The 17,139-nt window shown below is 48.6% G+C and carries 14 protein-coding genes; 5 read left to right on the forward strand and 9 right to left on the reverse strand.

Going from position 1 to position 17,139, the window contains the following annotated elements:
• Nucleotides 1-20: 20 nt before the first annotated feature.
• From ACYOR7_RS12530 to ACYOR7_RS12545, 4 genes are all read right to left on the reverse strand, one after another.
• Nucleotides 21-2,252 (reverse strand): argonaute/piwi family protein, encoded by a 2,232-nt coding sequence (locus ACYOR7_RS12530; protein WP_479914121.1) that lies wholly within the window; start codon nucleotides 2,250-2,252, stop codon nucleotides 21-23.
• A 68-nt stretch (nucleotides 2,253-2,320) separates the two neighbouring features.
• Nucleotides 2,321-4,042 (reverse strand): helicase C-terminal domain-containing protein, encoded by a 1,722-nt coding sequence (locus tag ACYOR7_RS12535; protein WP_479914122.1) that lies wholly within the window; start codon nucleotides 4,040-4,042, stop codon nucleotides 2,321-2,323.
• Between the two features lie 123 nt (nucleotides 4,043-4,165).
• Complete coding sequence (locus ACYOR7_RS12540; protein ID WP_479914123.1) at nucleotides 4,166-4,957, reverse strand: hypothetical protein; 792 nt, start codon at nucleotides 4,955-4,957, stop codon at nucleotides 4,166-4,168.
• A gap of 195 nt (nucleotides 4,958-5,152) precedes the next feature.
• Nucleotides 5,153-6,013: a hypothetical protein gene (locus tag ACYOR7_RS12545; RefSeq protein ID WP_479914124.1), complete on the reverse strand. Its 861-nt coding sequence runs from the start codon at nucleotides 6,011-6,013 to the stop codon at nucleotides 5,153-5,155.
• A gap of 603 nt (nucleotides 6,014-6,616) precedes the next feature.
• On the opposite strand from ACYOR7_RS12545, the gene ACYOR7_RS12550 reads away from it, so the two are divergent.
• The gene (locus tag ACYOR7_RS12550; RefSeq protein ID WP_479914125.1) at nucleotides 6,617-7,330 is read left to right on the forward strand and encodes a hypothetical protein; all 714 of its coding nucleotides are present in this window, start codon (nucleotides 6,617-6,619) and stop codon (nucleotides 7,328-7,330) included.
• Nucleotides 7,331-7,562: 232 nt separating this feature from the next.
• Here the strand turns inward: ACYOR7_RS12550 and ACYOR7_RS12555 are convergent, their stop codons facing one another.
• A complete protein-coding gene (locus tag ACYOR7_RS12555; RefSeq protein WP_479914478.1) occupies nucleotides 7,563-8,369 on the reverse strand; it encodes an inositol monophosphatase family protein in 807 nt (268 codons plus the stop codon).
• Between the two features lie 757 nt (nucleotides 8,370-9,126).
• Entirely contained in the window at nucleotides 9,127-10,203 is a 1,077-nt protein-coding gene (gene ada, locus ACYOR7_RS12560; protein ID WP_479914126.1) for a bifunctional DNA-binding transcriptional regulator/O6-methylguanine-DNA methyltransferase Ada, read from the reverse strand.
• 126 nt (nucleotides 10,204-10,329) lie between these two features.
• Here ada and ACYOR7_RS12565 point away from each other — a divergent pair, with 126 nt between their 5' ends.
• Nucleotides 10,330-11,208 carry a proline dehydrogenase family protein gene (locus tag ACYOR7_RS12565; protein WP_294807795.1) on the forward strand — a complete coding sequence of 293 codons (879 nt, stop codon included), beginning with the start codon at nucleotides 10,330-10,332 and terminating at the stop codon, nucleotides 11,206-11,208.
• Here the strand turns inward: ACYOR7_RS12565 and ACYOR7_RS12570 are convergent, their stop codons facing one another.
• On the reverse strand, nucleotides 11,209-12,849 hold the full coding sequence (locus ACYOR7_RS12570; protein ID WP_479914127.1) for an aldehyde dehydrogenase family protein: 1,641 nt from the start codon (nucleotides 12,847-12,849) through the stop codon (nucleotides 11,209-11,211).
• Nucleotides 12,850-12,886: 37 nt separating this feature from the next.
• On the opposite strand from ACYOR7_RS12570, the gene ACYOR7_RS12575 reads away from it, so the two are divergent.
• Together ACYOR7_RS12575 and ACYOR7_RS12580 are read left to right on the forward strand one after the other, a co-directional pair.
• Nucleotides 12,887-13,387, forward strand: coding sequence for a cupredoxin domain-containing protein (locus ACYOR7_RS12575; protein ID WP_294807789.1), 501 nt, complete (start codon nucleotides 12,887-12,889; stop codon nucleotides 13,385-13,387).
• Nucleotides 13,388-13,420: 33 nt separating this feature from the next.
• On the forward strand, nucleotides 13,421-13,807 hold the full coding sequence (locus tag ACYOR7_RS12580) for a hypothetical protein (RefSeq protein WP_294807786.1): 387 nt from the start codon (nucleotides 13,421-13,423) through the stop codon (nucleotides 13,805-13,807).
• Here the strand turns inward: ACYOR7_RS12580 and ACYOR7_RS12585 are convergent.
• Nucleotides 13,793-14,152, reverse strand: a complete 360-nt coding sequence (locus tag ACYOR7_RS12585) for a winged helix-turn-helix domain-containing protein (RefSeq protein WP_294807783.1) — start codon at nucleotides 14,150-14,152, stop codon at nucleotides 13,793-13,795. The genes ACYOR7_RS12580 and ACYOR7_RS12585 overlap by 15 nt on opposite strands.
• A gap of 72 nt (nucleotides 14,153-14,224) precedes the next feature.
• Between ACYOR7_RS12585 and ACYOR7_RS12590 the strand changes: the two genes are divergently transcribed.
• Nucleotides 14,225-14,449 carry a hypothetical protein gene (locus ACYOR7_RS12590; RefSeq protein WP_294807780.1) on the forward strand — a complete coding sequence of 75 codons (225 nt, stop codon included), beginning with the start codon at nucleotides 14,225-14,227 and terminating at the stop codon, nucleotides 14,447-14,449.
• Here ACYOR7_RS12590 and ACYOR7_RS12595 read toward each other — a convergent pair.
• A complete protein-coding gene (locus ACYOR7_RS12595) occupies nucleotides 14,441-17,110 on the reverse strand; it encodes an ATP-binding protein (protein ID WP_479914128.1) in 2,670 nt (889 codons plus the stop codon). The genes ACYOR7_RS12590 and ACYOR7_RS12595 overlap by 9 nt on opposite strands.
• Nucleotides 17,111-17,139: the final 29 nt, after the last annotated feature.

Genomic DNA, 17,139 nt, shown 5'->3' on the forward strand with positions numbered 1-17,139 from the left:
TGTTGGAGGAAGGAGCATGTCTAGATATGGAATATTTTCTTGCTCATTGCGGATTCTCTTGGTAGGCCAAATTTGTTTGCATAATATGCATACCCTTGCAGATAGTAGATTGGAGAAGGAAAGCGAGTCATATGACCACTTGCCCTTCCCATAAGGCATAGTTTAAAGACGTACGATACAATATCTTTGGAATTCCAGTCGTGATTAGATGCATCAATTATCTTTAGCTTTATAGGGGTAGGGCAGCCTCTTTTCATCGCTCCCTTTTCAATAGTTCTTCCAGTGAGCAAATAGAAGGTCTTATCATCTGCTTGCAGAGCAACTCCTTGGGGTGCGTTCTCCTGCCCTTCAATAGGGGATCTGTTTATCTGGTCCTTAGTTTGAGCCATCTTACCAAATCTAGGTAGTGATTTCGGAATCCAGGTTTCGAAAAAGCGCAACTGCTTTTCATCAATTATTTCCGTTATAGCATATTCAGAATGTTCTGATAATTTCTGAAGCTTATCCCTGAGATTAGCCGTCAGCTGTAGTCTATCAAATGAAAACATATACAGAACACGCTTTCCTTTGCCAAATTCTATTAATCTGTCCAAAAGCTGTTCCTTTTCTGCCACGGAAACTGGGCCGCGCTGCTCGATTACCTTTCCATCACCGTGCAGTATTATTGCAAAAATGAGCGATTCATCATTTTCTGGATTTGAGTATGTGTATACACCAATTACATATGGAGAAACAGGAGGATCATTTAATAACCAAGGATCTTGCCCGAATTTCAAGCTCAATTCCATTATTATCTGCATAATCGAATCCCTATTGGCATTCTTTGAAACTATCTGTTGATGAATTCTACCGTATTTATTTTGAATAATTTTCTTACATTTATCATAGAATTCCTCATCAGGCTCGCCCTCATCTGTATCTATTGCGATCATTAGCTCATGATCAGCAATTTTATTGTCATTGAAATCGATAATATCGCGAGTAAACTCTAATTCTGCCGCATTTCGTAACTTGTATTCTTCCTTTAAGTCAATTAAAAATTGTTCTATATTGTCATCTTTACTTTTAAGATGAAGGAGAGCTTTCATGTCTGGCATAGGGTTGACAAATTGGATATTCTTTCCAGAATACTTCCTATAAAAATCGAGGTCATAAGGGGGATTCACTGTCAGGCTTTTATTACCAAACTTTAGAGCTATTTCTTGAGCAGGAATAATTTGATTAGTTACGTCTAGCGCTTGGGTAGAGATTTCCAAGAAGGTTGGATAAATGTCAGGGAGGTTTTCTCTTAGGCTCAAATCTATTTCGAGTAGAGTGCTGTAAATTTTCTGAAGTTGATTCTTGCAATCTGGATGAATTGTTCCCCATACTTGTGTCCTTTGCCAAGAGGGAATCCTCCGTTCCAAATCCTTGAACGTATGTCCCACTGACAGAACTTCTGGAACATGATAGCGCAACTCCTTCTTTTCGTACCCAACTTCATAAACAACCAAAGGCTGATTATCGTCTAGTCCCGTTACTCCATAGTTCTCTCGAAGATACTGAATAGGTGATTTGTTGCTGCCTGGTGGTGCATCTTTTGCTCGATATTTCCATGTTATCTCCTTTATTTCTTTGATTGAGGGGCCAGGATAGCTTCTGCTAACCTCCGCCGCCTTTCCGCGTAGTAAGGAATTAACATAATTGATGAAATCTTGGGAAGGATTGTAAAAATCAATTTTCACTTTTCGAGTAGTTTCGAATCTCTTTTTTAGGCATTGAATCTCAACTAGTAAATTTTTGAAAGAGCGTAGCTCTGTCTCTCTATTAAGTAGCAGCGCAGGTGTATTTTGAAATTTATAGAGCGTCCTGTAATATTTTTTCGAGTCAAGAATGCCTGTTTCGTTAATCAGATTCGAATCAAAGTAGGGTTCATCTCTGATAATATAAGGAGCTAAAGGGTGAAATTTATAGTAATTCTCAGATAGAATGGTAAGCGCTACATCTACAAGTCGATTAACTAGAGCTTTATAGTTTTCAAATTCATCAGTAGTGACAATGCTGTTTCGTTCAGATTTGAGTTCAATATTGAATGTACCTACTTCTGGTATTACAACAGAGTGTCCCTTAAGGCGCTCTATTGGCTTGGCTAATGATTCTATTTGGCCTTCGACTGACACAATAGGTTTCTTTTCAAGTTTAGTTAATCTCTTAGCCAGAGATCCTAAGACCTGATAAAGCTGAGGCTTGTTAGATGGGTTAGGAGAGATCATAGGGCTGTAAATGAAGACAGGCAAGGGCTCATGTTTTATCAGTGGAAAAAGATTTGTGTGAAACATACCTACTTCTCATACTCCGAGAAGGTGCTTTTAAGATGAGAGACTACTTCAGAAGCTTGGACATACTTTATTCTCATCTTTAGTCTTTCACTGAATATCTTATTGTTAACATACTGTTTGAACCTGCTATCAACTAGGACTGCTGCTCCGAAATCATCTGGACCTCGAATAATCCTTCCTATACCTTGCTGTAATCTCATAAGCATTCTTCGTACACCATATTGATAGGAATAGACTGCCTTTGAGCCCACAGGAGGTCGAATAAAAGGCGGCGACATAATTAAGGCAAGTCTTAGCTTGTTTATGTTGATACCCTCCCAAACCGTTGACGATGCTGAAGCAAGGGAAATTTGATGATTGCTCGCATATGTTTCTAATTCATCGTTATTCTGAATTGAGCTGTCGATGAAGAAGAGTTTGTCAGAGCCAAAGGTTGCTGAAAGTATATCTCTAGCGGTTTTCTGATCCCTGTAGTTCTTAAAAAGGAGTAGTGCGCGTTTGTCAATACTCTTCAGTATTTCCATGCTTAGCTGTGCGGCTTTATTGAACTCTTCTTGCTTTCTCGTATCACAAATATCTTCTACTACAAGAATCGACAGTTTTCCAAACCAGCTGTCCACCTCAGGTATATGATTAGAGTTTCCAGGAGTCACTAGAAGATTGGAGTCATCATAATGTCTTACTGTACAAGAATGTGCATGAATTTTGGTATCTCCTGGAGTAGCCGTAGCAAAAATAACTCTAGCAGAGCTAAATCGCTTTCGAATAATGTATTCTATTGTATTTTCATCCCAACGTGATATTATTTCACTCGAATCGATGTCATCAGGAGCGTAGAAGTCCTTTCGTATATAGAATTGATAATTACTTGACTTTTTTGCCCTCTCAATGAAATAAAATATCTGCAAACATTGAGAACGTGAGGGTTCAGGAAGTGCTCTTATTGCCTCCTGAAGCTGCTCTGAATTCTTTTCTGTCAGAAGATCTTCAGCTAAATGTTTAATGTATTCTGCAGATATTACACTATCGTGTTCATCAGGATTGACAGACCTTTCAAATATCTCAGTGTAAATATTAAGGAAGTTTGCAATGAATTCGTAAAATGGAGTTTCTGATTGATTTTTCAAATAGAAGTCCTTAATGGGCCCAAATTGAATAGATACTTGATATGCCTGTTCCTTTGCATTTTCAAAACTATGGGAATCGTCAATGACTATTAGATTGTACGGTTGTTCTCTTGACGCTAAAAGGAATTTTGAGAAATTTGTAATGACTAGCGATTGCTTATTGTATTCATTTTCTGTTTTGATTACATCACAACCAATGTTTGTTGGTATGCAGAAATCCTCCTTGTTATCATTGCAACACCAAACTTGAGCTTTTCCTTTTAGTAGAGGGCAATCATATTCGCTTATGCCATAAATTAGCGAGGCACTAGAGTTCTTGGAGAATTTCTCTAAATCTCCTTTTATTCTTCTCTGTGCCTGTTTGGTCGTGGCCAAGATCGCTACCCGTAACCCAGATTCGGCTGCCTCTGTAGCAACAGGAGAATAGATGATTGTTTTGCCCATACCCGTTGGCAAATCTATCAATACATCTATACCAGAGTTAATTCCATTCACTACTGCAGTAATACTGGAAACTTGATAGCTTCGTTGTTGAGCCTTCTGATATCTTTCTAGTATAGAATCTAAAGACAACTTGCTTTCAGTAGATTTGCTCAATTAATATAGAATTCTGTTATAGATAAATAAATCACTTTTGGTCTAAGTAGGGAACTGTTCCCCCTCTAGGATATCTGTCCTATTCTTTGGAGTTATCGTAGCACTCACAAATGTCCATGTGCTCTACCTGTGGGGAATCCCTGTGACCTTGTAGAGCATGCTAGGACGGCCAGAAGTATGGTGAGGCTCCCCTTCGATTCTTTCTTGAGTGAGTAGTATATCTACAAGGGCATCAAGCGTCTTTGTATCTAACTTTGACTTCTTACTCAGCTCGCTTCTGCTTATGCCATTTGTCTTCGCCTCTGCAATGAATCTGAAAATTCTTTCAAGCGGTTCCTCAATAGAATTCATGGAAGCATGACGTGGAGCACTCATCATTGTGATTACTTCTTCAAAGGTCGCAAGCCGTTTCTTTACGTACTCTATAGCCCATACGACATCTTCCTTGTCTACTCCTAAAGTGGCATCATAGTAGGCTCTAATTTCTGAGGCGGTTAGTCTTGCTATCCTATGAATACATGATAGCCTGACTACGAAATTTGGCAGGTTGCCATAGTAGCCCTCCTTTACTCCCAGTTCTTCTTTTTCGATTTTATCTTCTACCTCTGCCTCATATGCATCGTAGAGTAGCTTGGCATCAACATGCATCATTAGAGAGACCGTATCTGTTCTCTTGGTCAAAGCGTCTAGACTATCACCGCTGGACCACTTTAGATGATAGCTCTCTTTTATCTCCTTGAATGTTGGGTAAATCCCAAGATACTTCGAGAGGCAGGCTAGCGCCTCCATGATTCCTCTTCTTTTGTGATTAGAGAAAGCGAGTAATTCGCTTGCATTCTTTGTCTGAAGGATATAGCCGTATTTCTTGGACTTTAGGAAAATCTGTTTGGCATTTCTCTTTCCAGACGCTTTCAAATAATTTTTGAAATCTTCCAAGTTAAAAAATTCTTGACTTGAGAGGCTGTCACTCCTCTGACCCGGGTTCGAGTATTCATAATAACTGTGCGTTTCTGCGCCGTAACTGAATCTATTGTCTTCTCTCTAAACCCTTTTTACCAGTAAAGAAGCCTATTTCAAAAAATATCAGGTCTCTTCCTAACTTAGCTTTGGCTAGTAAATTCCGGTTCTCATGGTGAATCCTTGGGATCGAGTACGCGCCAGCACCCGGTCTGCACAGTCAAAACATAATCCATCCTGCTTGCTCATAGCCGTAGCTATCCTTCTGCCCTCGTCGGTATAATGGGACATAATAGAGAGAACCTCTCCGCATATCCTGCAGCTCCATTTGAGCCAACCTGCAGGAGGAGCCTCTTCAGGTTTGCTCAAGAGTCTTGACACCGACTCCTTCTCGTGGTCGGCTAATGCGGCTCTCATTAATCCTATCACATCCTTATTAGTGAGATAGCCTTGTTTGTCGAATTTCACAACATATTGCTGGAGTGATGACGATGGGGAGCGGGCATCGAGGACGTCGAGGATCATAGACTGCAATGCCAGAGGATTGCACCGTCGCATCTCAAGGAACTTCTGGTAATGTTCTTGGACAAAATTTGGGTCGAGAGCGTAAAGGGCCACGACTTCGTCCGGCCGCTTGCCCTGCCCGAACGCGGTATACATTACCTTAAAGATCTCATTCGCCGGCGGTATGGCAGCCTTTATAGTATTTTCACTCTCTTCCTTGCGGCTGCCTGCACTAGCCAGTTGCTCACTTGAGTGACCATCTGTCTTTGCATCGACATCAGCACTAATGTGCTCAGTAACTGACTTGGGTGCCTGCTTCCCGCGTTCAGGTTCTGCCGCACCAAGGTACTTTGAGTCCACAGGTGCTGGAGCGCCATCAAACGTTCTTGAGGCCGCGGCCTTTGACCGTAAAACCACGCGCTTTACTGCTCTCCAGTCCATATCGAGCTCATCTGCCACCCTTTTGTATGAAGGGTCCTTGTCGTATAAGTCCATGATCTTCTTTTCCATTTCTGGCGTCAGTCTAGACATCTATGAAGTCATCACCTGCGCTTTTTCCATGTGTGTAATGTATGCAAATGCAGGCATTTGTCTATTCACGAGAAGGTTGTAGTTATCTGCCGCAAAACTGCCGACGGGCAGCGTAGAACTGGCCTGAGCCACCCTATCTCATGAAAGTCACACAAATCTTTGTAGATTATTATGTCACGGCGCCAAGCTACCTTTACGATCATTCTTTGAGCATGCTCTGGCGTGCGGCGACTCCCAAGTGCATATGCATGCCTTTCCTGCCTTCACAGAGTTACTTTTATCGACACAAGCTGGAGGTAGCGGCTGTGTCCCTTGTGCTGCAATAGGAGAAAAGAAATCGTCCTGTTTATCATATGACGTCCCCTATTGTGGGAAATTTGCCAACGAGATTGAGAAAGAGTAATGATTTTTAATGCATCCCTCACAGCAGGCATATGTCTAAAAAAGCCGGTCAGACGACCGCAAAAAACATGAATTTTCATTTAACGACATCTCGGATGCAATTTCCTACCTATGTTCTTGTCCTGACACCATCTACTACGAGCCGAGTACACGCTTTCAGACCAAGAGGTATGGGTCACCATGGCGGGTAAAAGAAAGAGAATCGAGCTCTTCACGGACGAGCCACTATCGAGTTTTCATGATAGCCTGGGCTCCTGCAATAACGTCGGCGCAACCTTTGACCTCACTCGAAAAACTATTGACTCTATCAATTATTGGAACAGAGAGATGATTCGAGTAGTGGTCAAAGATGCAGCAGAACATCTCGAGAAAATGGGCATAGAACCCCACACCATATCCAGCAGGTTGACTCGTGAGCTAAGGGGCGCCGTCAAAGGCCGTACTATCCGAAATGCACTCGACGAAAAGTACAAAGATCCATCTAAAAGGCGCAATCGCCCATTGATATCCAGCCTTGAAATGCACGAGATTGAACAAAAGGATGCGGTATTTGCGGCGCTAATGCCGCAAAATGCAACTAGCCAAACTGCCCATGCTCCGGTAATGAGCGTTCCTTCTCGAGCAGCTACTATTGCCTCAATCTCGGGCGCGGTCGCTCTATCATGGACCATACAATCTGAATCAATTATACAGTGGCCGTCCTCTATGCCATTGCCAGAAGAAATCCCGAGCTCTGCTCCTGCAGCATCTACTGTTGTCGATGGTCAAGTCTTTGTGCCGAGAGAACTAGCAAGGCGACTGAACGAGACCTCGCTCCCTATCATATCTGGCTATGTTGTCACTGTTTCCAAGGGCGTTGCAGTGGATGTAAGGTCTGATTATCCTGCTGGTTAGATCAACCAATATCCATCGGCGAAGATGCAGCTCGTTGCGATAGTGGAGCTCCAACTAACCTAGAGAATGTGGCGCACCTGAAAGAGATTTCCAATAAGTGTCCGTAGTCGCATTGAGAACATCTAAACGATCTCCTTTTCACTCAAGCTCATGAGCCACTCCTAAGTCGCTCTCCAGCGAGTCAGATGTGAGGAATAATGAGCATGTAGCAAGGTTCCCAACAAATTATTCACTAACTATTCTTGAAAATTGATTCAGAAAGACTGTATAATATGCCGTTGGTATTGTCCTCGGCAAGTGCTACAAACGACATGCGTGTCCTGGTGTCAAGGCCTGCATCAAGTTCCTTGCCATCCTCAGAGTAGAGTTTTCCACCTGCCTCTTTTATGATTAGATAAGCAGCTGCAATGTCTGTCGGCCGTATCTTGCCACGAAGGTCAAGAGATGCATCAAGCCATCCGCGCGCAAGAAAGCACATCTCTAAGGCAACTGCGCCAAAGAGCCGTACATGTTTTGCTTTACTCATTACAGGCGACAGCCTTCTAATTATGTCATCATCAATACCGGACACATTCATTGAAACAACAGTGTCCTCGCCGGCCTCCCTTACCTTGATCCTTTTTCCATTGCAAAATGCACCCCTGCCCTTTGACGCGTAGTAGAGGTCTCCGCTGACAAGGTCTATCACAGCAGCGTGCGTAACAGTGGAAAGCCGAAAATCAGTCGCATACGCTAACGAACAGCAGTAAAAGGGGATCCGTCGCGACGCATTAGTTGTTCCGTCGATTGCGTCCATTATTACGACGCCGGTCTTTTTTCCTTCAATCCTTCCGCATTCTTCGCCAATAATCGTAGAATCGATGCCTCGTCTTCTCAAGACCTCGATGGCTGTTTTTTCAGCCAAGATGTCGATTCGCCGCGAAATGTCACCTCCTGCCCCTCTTCCTACCTGCCTGTTGCCCTGCACAGTCCCGGCGATGCCTCGCGTGTGGGCATGAACCTCCCGGCAGGCATCCTTTAGGGCGCTTATTATCGTCATCACCACGGCACTTGCCGCACCTTGATAATTATACGTTCATTTTTGCGTACGAGCCTACAAAGGCTAGGTACTTACTGTTATCACAGCTGTTGATAGCCGCCAATCCATCATGAAATAATGGCGTTCAAGAAAGAAAAAAGGAGGATCTCGTCGATACATGCTAACTTGCGAAGATTTTCTTTCAAAGTGAAGGGACGTCGTATTCTGCCTTGGACAAACAGCTGTCACAATATCTCCGCATTACAATCACATCTTTTTCTTGAAAGAATGCCTTTGTTGTAGCAATTTCTGAACAGGTATGGCAATAGAAAGGGTTGGGTTTACTTTTCCTTTGTTCTACGGGACTTGTCACAAAATGCTTGAACATTCATAAAATACTGAAAAAGTAAATATTTAAGTTAATATGCGGACACTAATCGAAAAAATCAGATAGAACTTACATTCCTGATCATAATACATATAGAAATTATAAGCTGCTCAATACGGTTTTTCTTCGTGCTTTTATTCTCTTATTTCCCTTCTTTCGCAAATGTCAACACAACATACCGCAACAATAGGACGGCGGCAGGAGAGACAATCCGAAGTGACTTGCGTTACTGAGAAACATTCCGGGCGGCAATACCCTTGGTTCCGTAGAAGCTGACCGCTTTCGCAAGATATGGCATTAGCCCATCCATGCGATCTGCAATCCAGCACCGAATTAACCGCAGCATGTATTTGGTTATACTGACATGCCGAAATCGGCCGCGAGATTCTCTTAATCCCTGCGCCTTTCTCTTTTCAAGAGCGCACGCTTTCGCTTCACGCCCCAGCGATAGCCCGACAGCGCGCCGTCGTTTCTTATGACACGGTGGCACGGGATTGCCACCGCAAGAGAATTTTTAGCGCACGCCTGGGCCACAGCTCTGACCGCTTTTGGAGAGCCGATGCGGTTTGCGATGTCGGCATAGCTTGCAGTCGAGCCGGCCGGGATTTCGCATAATGCTTGCCAGACGCGCTGCTGGAACGCAGTCCCGCGGATGTCCAGCGGCAGGTCAAGCCCGAGCGCCGGCGCCTCGATAAAGCCGACCACCTTTGCGATGACCTGCTCGAATTTTGCGTCGCCGCCGATGAGATTTGCGCGGGGAAACATGTCCTGCAGGTCGCGCGCCAGTTCGTCTGGATCGTCGCCCAGAAGGATTGCGCAGACGCCCCGTTCGGTCTGCGCGACGAGGATAGACCCGAGTGAGCATTCGCCCACTGCAAAGCGTATATCTGTTCTTGCGCCGCCGGCGCGGTAGCTTGAAGGCGTCATGCCCAGCACCTTATTAGAAGTTTCGTAGAACCGCCCGTTAGATCTGTATCCTGCGCCGTAGATGGCCTCTGCCACCGTGCCGGTGCGACCAAGTTCATCCCGGACGCGCTTTGCGCGGTGTGCCATCGCGTACTCTCTCGGCGTGAGGCCGGTTACTGCCTTGAACACGCGGTGAAAATGGTGCGTGCTCATTTTTGCATTCTTTGCCAGCTCTTTGAGGCTGGGCGCGCTCTCTGACTCCTCGATGAGCCGGCAGGCTAGAGCGACTTTGGCCGCATGTTGTTCTGCCAGCATGGGCTGGTCGGGCTTGCAGCGTCTGCAGGGGCGCAGGCCGGCCTTCTCGGCGTCCTGACGCGTCGCATGAAAGCGGACGTTCTCCGGCTTTGCCAGGCGGGAGGGGCATGAAGGACGGCAGTACACGCCAGTGGTCTTGACAGAGTAGTAAAACGCGCCGTCTGCTCCATGGTCGCGGGTGACGACTGACGCCCAGCGAGGGTCGCCTTGTGTCGTGGCTGCAAATTGCGCGTTTTTCAGGGTCATGTTTTACAATTATCTACAAAACAGATTTAAGATTATTGACGGCTTTTTGCTTTCAAATCCATGCGCTGATGCACGTCTCCACTCCTTCTGACGAATAATTATATCGATGAAACGGGTAGGTGTACCATGACTGCGCAGACGCTCCATTCGCACAGCTACGACTCTACCCTCATGGAGAGGCTGCTGTTCCGTGTCGCAAAAAAATGGGTCGCCGGCTACTCTGCCAACGATGCAATAGGCGCGGCCCAAGATGCCAACAGGCGGGGCATGTCGGCGATACTCAACTTTCTCGGCGAGGACGCTGGCGACAAAACACAAGTCGAGCTTGCAGTCAGAGAATACCTCTCGCTGATGGACCTGATGAAAACAAAGAACATCAGGGGCTGCGTGTCTGCCAAACCGACACAGCTTGGGCTTGCAGTCGACTATGACACGTGCCTGCGAAACTTTTTCCTGCTTGCGAAAAAGGCGAGCGAGCTGGGCCAGTTTCTGTGGATTGATATGGAGTCGGCGAAATTCACAGAGGACACGATAACCATCTACCTGGAGGTATTGAAGGACCATCCCATGACGGGCGTGGCGATACAGGCGTACCTACGCAGGAGCGGCGCGGACATCCTGCACATAATAGAGCACGGGGGCAAGGTCAGGCTGGTCAAGGGCGCGTACCACGAGCCGGAGGAGCACGCCTTTGCCACTATAGAAGAGGTCGACCGCAACTACTCGCACCTGCTAAAGATGCTTGCAGAAGGCGGTAGATTTTTCGCAGTCGCCACCCACGACGACAGACTTGTGAATGAAGCTATCAATCTTCATGCAGACAATTGCGAATTCCAGATGCTCATGGGAATCCGCGACGAGCTAAAGTCGCGGCTGATCGCAAGGGGCCTGCCGGTCTCGGAATACATCCCGTACGGAAGCCAGTGGCTTCCCTATTCTGTACGGAGGCTAAGGGAGCGTAAGCGCAACCTGCTCCTTCTTGCAAGGTCGCTTGTACAAAGCTAGCTAATCTGCTATGGTCTGGCTCTGCTCGCGCATGAATTGAGTGAGGTAGTGCGGGCCTCCTGTGTTCTTGCCTGTTGTGCCGGAATCCTTCCAGCCGCCAAAAGGCTGGCATCCCACCATCGCGCCCGTAGTCGCGCTTGCCTGCCTGTTCACATACACGACTCCGGCCTCGATGAGGTCGAGGAACTTTTTGACCTCGCCCTGGTTGCCAGTAAAGATGCCGGCGGTAAGGCCATAGTCCACGTCGTTTGCCATGCGTAGCGCGTCGTCGAATTTCTCATAGTCGGTGACGCACAATATCGGCACAAACATCTCCTCCTGAAAGAGCCGGTGCTTTTTCGGCAGGCCCGTGACTATGGTCGGCGTTACGTAGTAACCGTGCTTTAGCTCGCCGTCCTTCCGTACGTGGCCTCCCGCAAGAACCTTGCCGTCTCTGCCGGCTAACCGGGCGTACTGCTGGTACTTTTTGTAGGCGCCCTCGTTTACGACCGGCCCCATGAATGTGTTCTGCTCCAGCGGGTTTCCAACCGGCAGGCCCTCTGTCTTTTCCACCAGCCGGCGCAAAAATTCGTCTTTGACCTTCTTGTGCACAAAGACGCGCGAGCACGCGCTGCATTTCTGGCCAGAATAGCCAAACGCTGCCTTTAGAACGCCGTCCACCGCCTTGCCAAGATCCGCCGTTTCCGTGATGATGGCAGGATTCTTGCCCCCTAGCTCTGCTATCAGCGGCCTAGGCTTTTTGCTGCTGAACTGCCTGCCCATCGAATAGCCCACATCGCGAGAGCCAGTGAACACTATCCCAGAGACATCCTTGCTCTTGACAATCTCGGCGCCCACAGTGCCGCCAGGGCCGAATATCATGTTGAGGGCGCCGTCCGGCAGGCCCGCCTCTTGGAAAATCTGAATTATCTGGAATGCGGTTATCGGCGCGTCGCTTGACGGCTTGACCACCACGGTATTGCCCGTGACAAGCGCCGCGGTAGTCATGCCGGTCAGTATCGCTGCCGGAAAGTTGAACGGAGCTATAACACCCCACACGCCATAGGGCTTCATGACGCTCTTGCTCTTTTCGTTTGGCTGGGCGCTTTTCATAGGCGCCTCAAAGCCGTTGTTACGCTCCACCTCCTCGGCGTAGTAGCGCACAAAGTCTATCGCCTCATCCACATCGCCTATGGCCTCGTAGCGGTTCTTGCCGTTCTCGTACGAGACCCATGCGGCAAGCTCGAACTTGCGCTCGCTCATAAGGTCTGCCGCCTTTCGGAATATCTTTACCCGCTCTTGCCAATGGCTTTTGCCCCAACCTTCTTCTTCAAACGCCTTTTTGGCAGATGCAATTGCCTGCCTTGCATGGGCCGCAGTCCCCGCCGGCATGTGCCCGAGCACTACCCTCGTGTCTATTGGCGAGGCGTGGGGCGCGGTCTTGGCTGTCAGTACCTGCTTGCCCCCTATCACCATCGAGTATTTCTTGCCAAACTCTGACCTTGCGGCTTCAAGCGCCCGCTCGTATCTGTCGTGGAACTGGCCTTCCGCCTTTTCGGCCAGAAACCGGCGCAGGGTATGCTCGTTTTCAAACATTCCTGCCGGAAATACCGCAGGCGACCTTAAAAACGATGACTTGGGTTGGTTAACTATGTTCATCATGGCCTAAATACCGATTTGCGGAAACAGAGACACATACATGAAAAAGCAAAAGGAGCGCCCCAAGCCTAGGTTTACGAGAAACAGGGTTATGGTATATGGCGCGATTGCAGCAATAATTTCGATTGTAGGGTTTTTTGGCTATCGCGCCCTCGTGCCGGCTAATAGCACCGCGCCGGTGCTGGCATTTCCCCAGAACGACTATATCAAGGCCACCCACAGCCAGAGCGGCTTCTATTACCTCAGCCAGACATCGGGCGCCGTCAAGGGCATAAGGAACACTGGCAACAGCGGCACGCAGATTAACCCCAATTATGTATATTCAAAGGGCGACCTAGTTTCGTTCCACTTTATCAACGAGGACTATGACACGCACTCGAAGCACAACTTTAACATCGACGCGTTCAACGTCCACACCCAGGATCTTGGCTATTTTGGATCCGAGACGGTGAGCTTTGTGGCAGACAAAGTGGGCAACTTTGACTATTATTGCACAATCCACCCTGAAATGAAGGGCACCATAACAGTGGAAGGAGGATAAGTTAATGAGTCAGCATGACGGGATGTGGTTTGCTTGAGCAGCGACGACGACCTGAGCGCGCCGAGAAAGAGCATCCTGAACCTGCTGGACGACTTTATCGAGCAGATACAACGCATAAGAAAGGTAATGCTTGGAGTCTCTGTCTCTGCTATTGTCCTTGCGCCGCTGGCAATAGCGCTTTCCGCATACCTCTTCCTCCACCCTTCGTTCTTTGCAGTACTTGAGATAGAGAACGACTTTGGGTTGGTGCTGAGTGTGTTTCTTGGCGCGGTAAATGCAATTTCGCTCATTTGGCTTGCGACAGGAATACGCCAGTACTACTCCATTAGCGCATGGAAAAAACACTATGCAGAGTACCAGAAGGAAAAGGAAGAAATGGACAAAAAGATAGCGTCCAAGTTCGGCCTAGAGCAGGATTAGCATCGACATCATCGACATAGTATTAGTATCAGCTGAGCCGGAGCCTTTATCGTCCTTTCTCCGGGGGAACATGCGCTCGTACGGCTCCAGTATGTCCCTGCAAAACTGCAGGCCCTTTTGCGTGGGCCGGTAGATGGTCACGGTGCGCTTGCCTGCGGTGGACTCTTGCCTCTCGATGAGGTCGTTTGCCTCAAGCTCCTCTAGTATTGGCTTGTGTTTTTTCAGGTTCAACCCGCAAAAGCTGACAAGCGCCGTCTGATTAAGCTCGCCGTATTCTATCAGTTTCAGTATGATGTCCTTGACAATGTATATCCTGTCACGGTACGAGCTAGGCGAGCCGGACATTGAGCGCTATCACGAGTGGCTGCAATATAAGCCCATAGAAAAGATTACTAATTGCTTTCGCCAAGTGTACGTGTGAGCGCCACCAGCAACAAGTCGAGGATGCTCCTGCTCCTCATGATAGCCATATCGCTCGTGTTTTTCATGGCAAGCTTTGTGGCGGCCGCGATCTCAAACGAGCAGCAGCCTGCCCCTTCTTCAACGGCAGCGATGACGCCAACTCCTGAGCAGGCCGCCGCGCTCAAAGGCTGCATGGCGGTGCGCACGGGCGAGAACATGCTTACCGACTGCTCACCCTGATAACGATGATGATGACGAGCACGAGCGGCAAATGGTTTCCCTTTTTATCAGGCCCTTCTTTTGCGAGCAGTTGTTGCACGCTTTTCTGCTGCACACGCTGCACGTGCCGCTGTGGCTCGTGCAGGCGAGCCGGCCGCATATTTCGCATCTAATGCTGTGGCGTGCGCAAAAGGTGGAGTTGCAGATGTAGCATAGCGCGCGGTGGTCCATACACGCTGGCTCCAAGCACGCCTTGCAGTAGGCAAGATGGAGGTTGCACATCAGGCTTCCGCAGCTGCACGCCGAGCCGGACTCTAGTGGAATGGAGCAGGCAGAGCAGCGGCCCCACGTGCCCCTGCCGGTGTACGAGCTCCACCGCACGTCGCCTGCATGCTCTTTTTTATCGTTTACAATCATCCTTGCGCGGTACACTGTTTCGACGAGCCAGCCGGCGACCGCAAAGCCAGACTTGCTCTTGACCTGCGCAAGCGCGTCGTGAAATTTTTCGTTCTCCTCTTGCTCCATCTCGGCGAGCTTATCCTCAAGGGCCTGCCTGTCCGTGTGCAGCTGTTCTATCTTGCGCCTCGTGGTGACTGCCTTTTGCTTTTTCGTCTCTATCCGGTTCTCTATCGATATCAGCCTCGATTTTTTGGCCTTTTCCTTCTTTAGCTGCCTATGCAACCTTTCCTGTTCCTTTACCGAGTCAAGCTCGGCATTTAGCGCCTCCTGCAGCCGAGCAATGCCTGCGTCGATGTCAGCCATCTTCGCCTTCGGCCTTGACTGCTTTTCTGCAAGGTGCTCTATCCGCTTTTCCTCCATGATGACGTCGAACTTAGCCTGAAGGTCCGCCCTGAGAGTTGCTGTCCTCTTTTCAAGCTCGTCCTTCCATTTTTCCGCCTCGCGCCTTGCCTCTGTAGGAACCACCCTCTGCGGTACGAGCGTGTGCGCCGGGAGCGGAACAAGCTGGCCGTCAAACGCGGCAAGCTCCTGCAACTTGTCAAGCGAATGCTTGGCAAAGCCCTTTTCAAAGACGGAAGCGCTCAGCTCAAAGACAGGGTGAAAGACCTCCTCCTGCTCTACCGATAGGACCTTCATTGACCTGACATTGTTGCCGAGCTTGGCAAAGCTTTGCAGGTTCTTTGGCTCGAATTTTTTCTCCAGCTGCATAAACGTAGAATGCTCGCCTGATGCTGTCAGGACATCGTTGCGGGTTGTTTCTTGCTCTGGCATTGCAGCGGAAAGCTGAACTTCTTCTTTTTCTTCTGCCGCTGGCCCTTCTGTTGATATTTCAACTTTAGTCTCGGCCTCCTCTACTGCTGTTTCTTGCACTGCTGGCCTAGCCTCCTCTTTCATTTCCTCCATAAGCTCGGCTATCTCGCCATTCTCAAGGGGCCCGCGGTGGTAGGTGAGCGTCCACCTTGACTTTATCACGCCCCGGAACTTGGGGTCAAACGTGTTGCAGAAAAACTCGCCGGCCTTTAGTCGCGAGATCTCTTTTTCTGCAAACGAGTCCAGCTCCAGCCCGACACTCACGCGCTGTATGTCACGCTGCGCGCCAAGCCTGCCTATGAACCGCACGTTGGCGTTTGAAATCACCTTGTAGTCGAGGTCGACCGCGTTCTGGCTTGCAAGCAATAGCCCGAGGCCAAACGCCCTTGCCTGCTTTATCAGCAAGAGGAGCAGTTTTTTGGACGGAGGCTCCCTGACGGGCGGGCAATAGCCTGCTATCTCGTCAAAATACAGGAGGTAGCGCAGCGTCTGGGCGCTTCCTTGCTTTATCAGCCACTGGAACAGCTGCTGGAGCACAAGCTCTACAAACAGGTGCTTTTCCTGCTCTGACTGGATGTTGCGCAGGTCAAGCACGTTTATCGACGGGCCCTTCATCAGCTTGGAAAAGTCAAGAGAATCTGCCGCGGACCACGAGCGCAGCTTGGGGTCTGAGATCAGCAGGTTTATCCGGGTAGCAAGCTTGCGCCGGTCCTTGTCGCCAAGGACGTCAGATACGTGAAGTGAGCCCACCGTGCTGATTGGTGGGCTCTCTATTCTCCTTATCAGGTCCTTTACCGTAATTGACTGGCCGGACTTCCAGGCATCTTCCAAGAGGGCAGAAACGAAAGTTATCTCTTTTCTGTCGCCCTCGCTATAGCCAGCAAGCCTGAGCAGGTTGTGCGAGGTGAGGTCGAGAATGTCGGCAGCTGCCGACACGTCATTTTGCAAAAGCCTAGAAAAATCCTTTGGGCCAGAGAGGTCCGGCGAGATGCCGACCGGCAGGCCGGCAGATGACTTGGGTGTGAATATCCGTACCGTGACGGTTCTTGCAAATTCCGCCGGTGCGTCTGGCCTGACTGCAAATTCTTTCATCCGGTCAGAGTATGCCTTTTGCAGGCTCTTGGTGTACTCTGTCCTGTCTATTTTCAGCGCGTCGGCCTCTTTTTCAGACCATTCTGAGAAATCAAAAGTCGAGGACTTGAACGCAAGGTTGCCGATGTCGCCCTTGGGGTCGATGGCAAAAGTCGGGATGCCCTGCAATGCGGCTTCCTCTACGAGCACCTTTGAGAGCACGGTCTTGCCAGAGCCGGTGGCGCCAAGGATGATGGCATGCCTTGTGAGCGACGCTACATCGATCTCGAACTTGCTGCTGTTGTTGTCGTCGCCGGCCTTTCCTACATGGAATCTGGGCATCCGGTTTTCAGTGCGGGCGCATGTTAAAA

The sequence above is a fragment of the Candidatus Nitrososphaera sp. 86-2 genome, assembly GCF_056726185.1.

Coding starts and splice junctions, on each gene's coding strand:
- ACYOR7_RS12555 (WP_479914478.1), bottom strand. CDS start 8,369: ATGACGATAATAAGCGCCCTAAAGGATGCCTGCCGGGAGGTTCATGCC.
- ada (WP_479914126.1), bottom strand. CDS start 10,203: ATGACCCTGAAAAACGCGCAATTTGCAGCCACGACACAAGGCGACCCT.
- ACYOR7_RS12575 (WP_294807789.1), top strand. CDS start 12,887: ATGAAAAAGCAAAAGGAGCGCCCCAAGCCTAGGTTTACGAGAAACAGG.
- ACYOR7_RS12565 (WP_294807795.1), top strand. CDS start 10,330: ATGACTGCGCAGACGCTCCATTCGCACAGCTACGACTCTACCCTCATG.
- ACYOR7_RS12530 (WP_479914121.1), bottom strand. CDS start 2,252: ATGATCTCTCCTAACCCATCTAACAAGCCTCAGCTTTATCAGGTCTTA.
- ACYOR7_RS12545 (WP_479914124.1), bottom strand. CDS start 6,013: ATGGAAAAGAAGATCATGGACTTATACGACAAGGACCCTTCATACAAA.
- ACYOR7_RS12595 (WP_479914128.1), bottom strand. CDS start 17,110: ATGCCCAGATTCCATGTAGGAAAGGCCGGCGACGACAACAACAGCAGC.
- ACYOR7_RS12550 (WP_479914125.1), top strand. CDS start 6,617: ATGGCGGGTAAAAGAAAGAGAATCGAGCTCTTCACGGACGAGCCACTA.
- ACYOR7_RS12570 (WP_479914127.1), bottom strand. CDS start 12,849: ATGATGAACATAGTTAACCAACCCAAGTCATCGTTTTTAAGGTCGCCT.
- ACYOR7_RS12585 (WP_294807783.1), bottom strand. CDS start 14,152: ATGTCCGGCTCGCCTAGCTCGTACCGTGACAGGATATACATTGTCAAG.